Annotated in this window: 13 protein-coding genes; 12 read left to right on the top strand and 1 reads right to left on the bottom strand. The window is 39.5% G+C overall.

From position 1 onward, the window contains the following. Positions 1 to 97: 97 nt before the first annotated feature. From C8N29_RS17450 to C8N29_RS16085, 12 genes are all read left to right on the top strand, one after another. On the top strand, positions 98 to 391 hold the full coding sequence (locus C8N29_RS17450; RefSeq protein WP_420836676.1) for a DUF6932 family protein: 294 nt from the start codon (positions 98 to 100) through the stop codon (positions 389 to 391). Beyond that, positions 384 to 1,301, top strand: coding sequence for a hypothetical protein (locus C8N29_RS16130; protein WP_107867098.1), 918 nt, complete (start codon positions 384 to 386; stop codon positions 1,299 to 1,301). The genes C8N29_RS17450 and C8N29_RS16130 overlap by 8 nt, the downstream gene beginning before the upstream one ends. Positions 1,302 to 1,948: 647 nt before the next feature. Next, complete coding sequence (locus C8N29_RS16125; RefSeq protein ID WP_107867097.1) at positions 1,949 to 2,128, top strand: hypothetical protein; 180 nt, start codon at positions 1,949 to 1,951, stop codon at positions 2,126 to 2,128. Between the two features lie 482 nt (positions 2,129 to 2,610). Continuing rightward, positions 2,611 to 2,775 (top strand): hypothetical protein, encoded by a 165-nt coding sequence (locus tag C8N29_RS16910; protein ID WP_170107022.1) that lies wholly within the window; start codon positions 2,611 to 2,613, stop codon positions 2,773 to 2,775. A 9-nt stretch (positions 2,776 to 2,784) separates the two neighbouring features. Then, positions 2,785 to 2,913 (top strand): hypothetical protein, encoded by a 129-nt coding sequence (locus C8N29_RS17355; protein WP_275656215.1) that lies wholly within the window; start codon positions 2,785 to 2,787, stop codon positions 2,911 to 2,913. Positions 2,914 to 2,915: 2 nt separating this feature from the next. Continuing rightward, positions 2,916 to 4,274 carry an ATP-binding protein gene (locus C8N29_RS16115; protein ID WP_107867095.1) on the top strand — a complete coding sequence of 453 codons (1,359 nt, stop codon included), beginning with the start codon at positions 2,916 to 2,918 and terminating at the stop codon, positions 4,272 to 4,274. A 159-nt stretch (positions 4,275 to 4,433) separates the two neighbouring features. Then, positions 4,434 to 4,658, top strand: a complete 225-nt coding sequence (locus tag C8N29_RS16110) for a hypothetical protein (protein WP_107867094.1) — start codon at positions 4,434 to 4,436, stop codon at positions 4,656 to 4,658. Positions 4,659 to 4,810: 152 nt separating this feature from the next. Beyond that, on the top strand, positions 4,811 to 5,029 hold the full coding sequence (locus C8N29_RS16105) for a hypothetical protein (RefSeq protein WP_107867093.1): 219 nt from the start codon (positions 4,811 to 4,813) through the stop codon (positions 5,027 to 5,029). Positions 5,030 to 5,073: 44 nt separating this feature from the next. After that, positions 5,074 to 5,760, top strand: coding sequence for a 3'-5' exonuclease (locus C8N29_RS16100; RefSeq protein ID WP_107867092.1), 687 nt, complete (start codon positions 5,074 to 5,076; stop codon positions 5,758 to 5,760). A 221-nt stretch (positions 5,761 to 5,981) separates the two neighbouring features. After that, positions 5,982 to 6,920, top strand: a complete 939-nt coding sequence (locus C8N29_RS16095) for a phosphoadenosine phosphosulfate reductase domain-containing protein (RefSeq protein WP_107867091.1) — start codon at positions 5,982 to 5,984, stop codon at positions 6,918 to 6,920. Between the two features lie 191 nt (positions 6,921 to 7,111). Beyond that, positions 7,112 to 7,720 carry a hypothetical protein gene (locus tag C8N29_RS16090; RefSeq protein ID WP_107867090.1) on the top strand — a complete coding sequence of 203 codons (609 nt, stop codon included), beginning with the start codon at positions 7,112 to 7,114 and terminating at the stop codon, positions 7,718 to 7,720. Between the two features lie 80 nt (positions 7,721 to 7,800). Then, positions 7,801 to 8,031, top strand: coding sequence for a helix-turn-helix transcriptional regulator (locus C8N29_RS16085; protein ID WP_204509385.1), 231 nt, complete (start codon positions 7,801 to 7,803; stop codon positions 8,029 to 8,031). A gap of 6 nt (positions 8,032 to 8,037) precedes the next feature. Here C8N29_RS16085 and C8N29_RS16080 read toward each other — a convergent pair whose 3' ends face one another. Further along, complete coding sequence (locus C8N29_RS16080; protein WP_420836675.1) at positions 8,038 to 8,904, bottom strand: tyrosine-type recombinase/integrase; 867 nt, start codon at positions 8,902 to 8,904, stop codon at positions 8,038 to 8,040. Positions 8,905 to 9,010: the final 106 nt, after the last annotated feature.

Genomic DNA, 9,010 nt, shown 5'->3' with positions numbered 1-9,010 from the left:
ATTCAACGCTAGGTTATAAATCACCATTAATATTTGAACGTGATTTTTTAAGACAAGCTGCCTAAATAACTGTCCTGTTTCTCTTGACCATTACACAATAGAAGTTTGGATAGACGGCTCTTTTTGCACATATAAACAAGAACCTGACGACATAGACTTAGTTGTTTTTGCTTCTAAATTGTCTGTAAGACAGCTTTCACAGAATAAACTTCAAGAGCTTGCTACACTATTTGATAATAAAATGGATACTAAATTACGTTATGGTTGTGATATTTACATTGCTCAATCTGAAGACGTAATAAAGCGTAACTATTGGCTTAAACAGTTTTGCCTTGACCATAACTTTAACGAAAAAGGCATTGCTCGACTATGGGTAAACAGACATGAATAACATCGGATACCTAGAAAAAAAGATTGTTGAAGCCAAAGCTATTATCCAACAACAGATTAATTCTGATGATTTTTTTGATAACCTTTGCAATCGCTCTATGCAGAGTCATATAGAAGATATGGAAAGTCAACTCTATCAGGCGAAGCAATTGCGAGAAAAAGAAGTTATAGAGGCTAGACTAATTGGGAAATTAGCTAATCATGGGACATTGCCATTAGATTTACATTCAAAACTAGCGAAATATTTATCTAATACTCTATTGGCACTTTCGCAACGCTTAGAAAAAGGAAAAGATGCCTTGCGTGGCTTTTCTAAAGATATAACCCAAACGGTCAATTTTCGTTCTGCTGCAATGGGTGCAGGTTCTACGCGCTTATATTTAACAACCGACACCAATCCTGATTTATTTGGCCGTAGTTTATCCTCAGATAGCCTTGAGGCATTGTTTGAGTTTCTACATAAAGCCAATAAAAACCAAGATGAACTACTTGATATGATTGCTTTTGTTGGTGTTCGTTGCGTGAATGAGTTAGCTAAACTTTTACATGAACTTCACAAAAATGAACTTGCACTTGATTTACGGTGGAGATCACCAAATAACACTGAGCATTTTTGGCAAGGTGATGATGCTATTATTGATACCTTAATTAAACTCATTAGTAGTGTTCATACTATTCAAGGGCAACCTATACAACTACAAGGTACTATTGGAGAGTTGAGCGACAAAGGCAAAATAGAGTTGTATATTGATGGTGTAAAAACTCGGTTCACCTACCCCAGAAACATGATTGAACAAATTAGAATGTTGCATATTGGTGAGTCTATAAACATCCTTGCTTCACAAACAACTCATCGCAACAAAATAACAAACCAAGAAAAAACGCATCTCGAATTACTCTCGATCAATTGAATAGCTATAACCCTCCCTGTGAGGGTTTTTTAATGCCCTTTTTTGGCTAAAAACACTCAGTACATTTACATACCCCATAAGACTGAAACATACCCCACAAGCATACCCCATAACGCTCCACCCCAATCATTAATTCCACATCACTAATCAATCAGTGCTTTAACGCAAACCCAGAACTGCTCAAAAAAGCATCACGCCTGCTAGCAGACCATATACTCTGCTAGCAAACAACACCTAAAAAGTCATGTAAGGCAAAAATATTGTTTATTTTTTAAGCAAACAAATAATTATTTATGAATTTTTTTATTCATTTTTGATTGACTAATATTATTCATTTTTGCATAATAAATTGCATGCTAAGCGACCAGCTTGCAACTCTACTCCGAGTCTAAACGAGCTAAGGCTTAATCTGCGCGGCCTGAAAAAATAATGTCAGCAGCCCTTACAGGACGTAAGGAACATACCAAGTTACCAGTAACAAAGCGGACTGGCTGTAAAGAACCAAACCTATCAAGGGGACGGTTGCGAGTGGGGAGACTAAGACGGTGGGAAGCCTGATACCTCGCACAGAAAGCAGATTACTGCAAAAACTCATAACTACTGATTTTAGTGGTTATGACTTTTCGTAGTTAACAGAGGTAAATATTATGTATGGTGTAGTTAAAGACCGTCGCTATTACGAGCAACGTTCGCAAGAAATAGCAGCAAGCCAAATCGCTCGTCAAAAAGCAGCGGCTCAAGCTGAAATTGAGCATCGTTCTAAGCCTAGTCGTCAGCTTGATGATGATGAATTTCGTGCAATGTGTGGTTTACCACCACGTCGTTAATAACTAAATACTACGCATAAAAAAGCCCCTGTGTACTGGCATACATCAGGGGCTTAATTTTTCGTAGTTACTCAAAAAATCAGGACGGATTTAATCATGCTATGTGAAGTATTTCAAACGTTTATTGTAATGACGTGTCTATTGATACTCGTCACTGCCCTCATCATCAAAATCTTAACATCCACGCCCTTTTACGACCCTCATTTCGCAAATGTCATCAAACTCAACAACCAAGCAGACAAAAAGCTAGGCATTGATGTTTGGCTATTAAAAAACAAGCCTGCATCTCATTCAGTCTGTTTAGGGGACGGCTATATCATCCATCGTACACACGGCTCCGAACTACCTGTCAGGCAGAAGCTAACATCTAAACAAGCTGAATTAGCAAACTCATGTCCGTCTTGGGCTGAACACATCGACAAAACGTCTAACGACCCCAGCATTGGCATTAACTGAATTGGCATTAACTGAGGGGGTATTTCATGGAAATCTCATTAACAAAGCATGGTTATTTAGGTGTCATCAAAGGTGTTATTGACGGTATCCCTTTTCGTTTTTACGCGAATGGCGAGACGTTTCAAAACGTTCATCAACAACTCGTTTTTGAAGTCGCTAAGTTTCGTGCTTATGTGCGTTTAGCGGCTTAGGAGTTTGTCATGTCTCAACAGCAACAACAAACGACCACAGCACGCTATGCAGGTGTGTCTGGCAAAACTCGCAAACAACGTGATTTAGAAATCAAAAACCACGTTAAACAAACCGAAAAAGAATTAGGCGGTAAATAATCATGGCTCTTAAAAAAGTTATTCAGGCGTCTCAAGTGATGCGCGTTAAGGCATTGGTCGCTTACATTTATGCCGACCCTGGTATTGGTAAAACCTCTTTGGCCTATACCGCCAAAGACGCTATCTTGTTCGACTTTGACGCAGGCGCACATCGCGCAGGAAAAATGCGCCGTGGTGCAACTGTACCAGTTGAAGATTGGCTTGATGTTGCCAATATTGAATCATCTGATGTTGACGATTATCAGGCAGTTGCTATTGATACCGCAGGTCGTGCGCTTGATGTTATTAAGGCGCACTTAGCTAAAAACAAAGACAATCGCCAAAAGGACGGCTCACTGACAATAAAAGCGCAAGGCATGGCCAATGAACTGTTTAAAAACTGGATTGCTCGGATCCGTAGCTATGGCAAAGATGTCATTATTTTGGCTCATGCCGCAGAGGATAAGAAAAAAGACGATGTTATTATCCGTCCTGATGTGGGTGGGAAAAACAAGAATGAGCTATATCGCCAAGCTGATTTAATGGCCTATTTGACTAGCGCACACGATGAGGAAGGCAAACGAGTACGGATGTTAAATTTTTCACCAAGTACCGCCTACCACGCAAAAAACTCAGGCGGCTTAGGTGATGTTGAATTGCCTGACTTGGCTATTAACCCTACTTTCTTAGCTGATTTACTACAGCAAAGCAAAGACCACATTAATAGCCTGACTGATGCACAAGTTAAAGAATTGCAGTATCTGGACGACTTGGAAAACTGGAAAAACGAATGTTCTACTTGTGAAAATGCCAACGACTTAAACGATTTAATTGGCAAAATTGACAAAGAACACCGCTTTTTCACTGAAATGCGCCAAGCATTTGCTCATGTTGTTAAAGGGCTTGATGTTGAATTTGATAAAAACACAGGACAGTATTTTGACAAAAACGTGCCAAGTAAAGTACCTGCCCCAGTAACCGATCCCGTGGCTGCAAACAAACCTGAACCCATTGAACAGCCAACGGTTGCGCCTGTCAAAGTCGATGTTATCGCTTTGTTGCGGTCTATTACTAATGCAATTAACTTGCAGGCACTTAAAGACGTGGCAGCAACAATTCCAAATGAAGGTTTAAGCGACAAAGACAAAGAGTCTATTAAACGCGCTTACGATAAGCGCAAAGCTGAATTACAGCCGTTGGCCAAGGAACGTATTGATGAAATCGCCAAAATTTTAGAAATGGCAAACACAGTTGAGCAATTAGACCAAACATGGAACCACCGTGTTAAAGAGTACACAAATTGTATTACTCAAGAACACTATGACTATCTGAGTACAGTTTATCAAGACTGCTACGACCAACTCACAACACAAGCGGCCTAACTAATCGCATAACGCGCAAGTACCCACAAAGATATAACATTATGCACTTTTTGCATAATGCTTAAAAAATACACTGACAAGCGCGGGTACTTGTCGCTGTTGATGCAGGAGTTAGATGTGTTTAAGAGTAGCGATGAATTTTAACAGTGAGATGATTATATGAGCAAGCAACAACAGTCTTTAATGAAGTTTGACCCTGCTACGGGTGACGAAAAACCATATCCAAGCCATGCCGAACAATGGCGAGATTGGCATGGTCACGGTACAGCATGGCTTTTTAATCCATGGACTGGACAGCGAAGAGATGCGCGATTGGTAGGGACAGACACAACAGGTCATTTAATTATTCCGCCTGATGAACCTATTTATGCTGCCGATGATTAACATCTAACTAGGCGCATAACGCGCAAGTACCCACAAAGATATTTTAATTATGGCAGATTCGCCACAATTAAAAAATACACCGACAAGCGCGGGTACTTGTCGCTGTTGATGCAGGAGTTAGGCATGATTTGCGATGAATAACGGAGAGAGTAATGACAATTGTATATTCGTGCGACATTTTTTGCGATGTTTGCGGTGATTGGGAATCTGGTTGCGAAACGCAATACTGGACAGCTAAAGGTATGAAATCAACAGCTTTGAAAAGAGCAAAAATAGAGGGTTTTCAATCAGAAAAAAGAGGGAAAGAATTTGTCCATATTTGTGGAAGATGTATTGATACAGGAAAGACGTTAGATGATATTGATGCCTAACCCACGACCACGCACTAAGCGTGGTTTTTTTTGGAAACAACACTATGCAAGCAATTATTGCAGATACCGAGACCACGGGCTTAAAAGAGCCTGTGCCCGTAGAGATAGCCTATCTTGACGTATCAAGATTATTTAGCGTGCCTATACGTCGATTTTCGTTTGATCCAGTCTTTGAATATCGCCAGTTATTTGACCCTCAAAAGCCAATCGAATTTGGCGCAATGGCCACGCATCACATTACTAATGAAGATGTTGCAGGGTACGACCCTTACACCGCGTTTGAATTACCAAATGTTAAATACTTAATTGGTCATAACATTGATTTTGATTATGAAGTGATTAAAGCGTGTGGCGAACAGCCCGAACCTAAACTTATTTGCACCTTGGCGATTGCACGTTATCTCTATCCCGAACTTGACAGCCATAAGCTAACAGCACTGCTTTACGCGCTTGATATGCCTTATGCCTTAGACCATGCACAACACGCGCATAGCGCACTAGATGACGTGTGGATGACTTATCACTTACTCAAAATCATGCTGCCAAAAACACAGGCAACCACCTTTGAAGAGTTGTATCAGTTTAGCGAAATGGCGCGTATTCCTAAGATTATTACGTTTGGCAAGCATAATGGCCAGCCTATTAAGTCATTGCCAAGCGACTACAAACAATGGTTATTAAAACAAAATGACCTAGACCCTTATTTACGCAAAGCATTAACAGCCTCCTAGTGAGGCTTTTTTATTGGAGATTTACATGATTGTTTGCCACGAAGATGAATACCTAGACCCAATGGACGATGAATTATACGACCCTTGGGATAACTGCGACCCTGATGAGTAATCCATGCCCTCGCTTGAGGGCTAGAACCTATGGCCTTTGCGGAGGCCATACGTTTTAGTTGAAATAACCAAGCCTACATAAGATGTGGGCTTTTTATTGGATGATAAAAATGATTCATAACATTTTTTCAGTTTCGGGTGGGAAAGATAGCACAGCGACATTGCTTTTTGGCCAAGCATTAGAAACTCAAAATATGTCGGGAGTGTTTGCCGATACTGGTAATGAGCATCAGCAAACGTATGACTATGTTGATTATCTTGAGCAAGCAACAGGTATTGAAATTCGTCGCGTTAAAGCTGATTTTTCTGAGCAAATAGCACGAAAAAAGGAGCGTATTAATACCAAATGGCGTGAGAAAGGCATTAGTGATTACATTGTTGATCGTGCAATCAGCATATTAGTTCCGTCAGGAAATCCGTATCTTGATTTATGCCTTTGGAAAGGCAGATTCCCCAGTAGTCAGGCTCAATTCTGCACACAAGAACTAAAAGTATTCCCAATTATTGAGCAAGTGTTTTTTCCAATTACTGATAAAGGCGATATTGTTTGGTCGTGGCAAGGAGTACGTCGTGATGAGAGTTTAAATCGCCGCTATGTTCCTGAGTTTGAGGATATGGGGGGTGGTATTTTTAATTATCGTCCGATAGCAAAATGGCCAGCTTTAGCAACATTTGAAGCTATGGCATACATGGGCATTAAGCCAAACCCATTGTACTCACAAGGCAATGATCGGGTTGGGTGTATGCCCTGCATCAATTGCTCAAAAAAAGAATTGCATAACATAGCTGCTCGTTATCCTGATGCAATTGATCGCATTTTCGAGTGGGAGTCACTTGTTAGTATGGCAAGCAAGCGCGGGTCAGCAACGTTTTTCTGTGCAACTAACGACCCAACTGTGAAAGCTGATAATTTGATTGAGTATCAAACACACGGCATCCGACGCATGGTTGAATGGTCTAAAACCATGCGTGGTGGGCGAAAACTTGATCTTTTTGGGATTAAAGATGGCTCTACAGAGTGTGCATCTTCATATGGTTTATGCGAATAAAAATCTCAACTCAACACACGTTATGTCTAGCTAATGCGTGTGCCTGTTTACAGTGCCAGTGCTAGAACCTGATGACTGTCGCCATGAGAGCTGTGGCAGATACTTATTGCCGAGTAACTGACGTAAACAGTTAAGCAACCCTCTCCCTCAAGGTGAGGGGTTTTTATTGTCTATTTGAGGGCTAAAACAAAATGAACTTATTAGACTTTTGTGATTCGAACGACCCAAGAACTTATATACAAAAGCCGTTTCATGCAAATGGCTATTTATATGCAACAAACGGTCATATTGCTATAAAAGTTGACAATAATCCTGAGATTGACATTGATTCAATAAAAGCACCAGACGGTGTGTGTCAGGCGATTGACAACTATATCAATTCAGCACAAATGGATAGTTTAATTGATGTTTGTACTTTGCAGATACCGTTATTAGAAAAATGCCAATGCCAAACTCAACAACAAGAAAAAGAAGTTGATTGTGACGATTGTGACGGCAAGGGTTATTTTTATTATGGCGAAAATAACCATATTTATCAGTGTGAAGAATGCTGTAGCAGCGGAAAAGTACCAAGCGAAACATATCTTTGTGCGTATTGTACTGGTAGTGGATTTAAAAAAGACTCGGTAAAGGTAGGTGATTCGTTAATAGATGGCCGATATATCAGAATGATTACTCAATTACCTAAATCAAAAATAACAACCATTCCAGCCCCAAACAAAACAACATACAAAGGCTGCAAAGCTCATATTTTTACGTTTTTAGGTGGCTCAGGCGTTGTTATGAGCATGGGGTGGTAGTTGAACTTAACTAAGTCAGTTTGCAAATAAGCTTTTAAACATCCCCTCTTTTGGGGATTTTTTATTTTGGAGTCTTAAAAATGAATATGAACGTTAAAGGCTATTGGTCAACTAAGCAAATATGCAAACGTTTTAATTGCACTAGAATGACCATACATCGCTGGATGAAACGCGAAAAACTCCCATTTCCCAAGCCTAGATTTACTGCCAGTGGTAGTCAAAATTTATGGGCTATTGATGACGTACAGCAATGGGAAATGGACTGTGTGATTGCAAATAATCCAAGCCTAGCAACGGCCGAAGCTGCATAGTTTCGGCTAATTTACAATCGTCATCAATTTATTAAACCACTTCTCATAAGCAAGTTTTTGCTCATCTAAATAATCATACTTGTCATATACCTGCCATTGCCCTAATAGCTTATGACCTAGCATGATTTCCGCAATATGAGGCTCTGTCAGCGTACTAAAGTTAGTACGTGCAGTACGTCTCAAATCATGTATAGACCAGTGCTCCATCTCATACTTATTATGCCGTCTCAAATATTGCATAATATTATATGGTAGCTGTAAAGGAGCACCACGTCCCATCACTTCTTTTGATCCATCATTAGAAAACAAATACTTTCCTTCGCTTAAAGACATCGCTTCTTTGATTAAGATTTCAGTATCTTTTGTTATAGGTCTTAACAAAGGCTTTTGAGTTGACTCACCCATTTTGTGATTTTCTGGAGGAACACTCCATATCATTTTTTCAAAATCAAAATGGCTTTTTTCAGCGAGTCTAAGCTCACCATTACGACAGCCATAAATTAAGCATAATTTAATAAATATTTTATTCTTATGAGTCATTCTTGATTTATTGACTGCTAACCAAAGGAGCTTCAATTCTTCATGACTTAACACACGATTAGTCACGTTTTTTTTGACTTGTAAATCTGACATCGGATTAATATCAAACAAAACATTACGTGTAATCAACTCTCGTTTAACAGCCCATTTCAGCATTTGCTTTGCATTAATCAAGATTCTTGCAGCAATACTTTCTGATTCTTTAACTTTGTTTTCTAAAATAACAAGCCAGTCCTGTACTGACACTTGATTAACAGGGTTGTTACCGATCTTTGGAAATACGTGCAACTCAAAACTTCGCTTAATTTGAGCATGAGACTTTTTATTTTCGATGCAATACGATTTGTAATGGTCAAGAGAAACAGGACAGTTATTTAGGCAGCTTGTCTTAAAAAATCACGTTCAAATATTAATGGTGATTTATAACCTAGCGTTGAAT

The organism is Agitococcus lubricus (assembly GCF_003051055.1).
Taxonomy (GTDB): Bacteria; Pseudomonadota; Gammaproteobacteria; order Pseudomonadales; family Moraxellaceae; genus Agitococcus; species Agitococcus lubricus.
The sequence above is the reverse complement of the archived record's forward strand: the minus strand, read 5'-3'. Positions and strand labels throughout refer to the sequence as shown.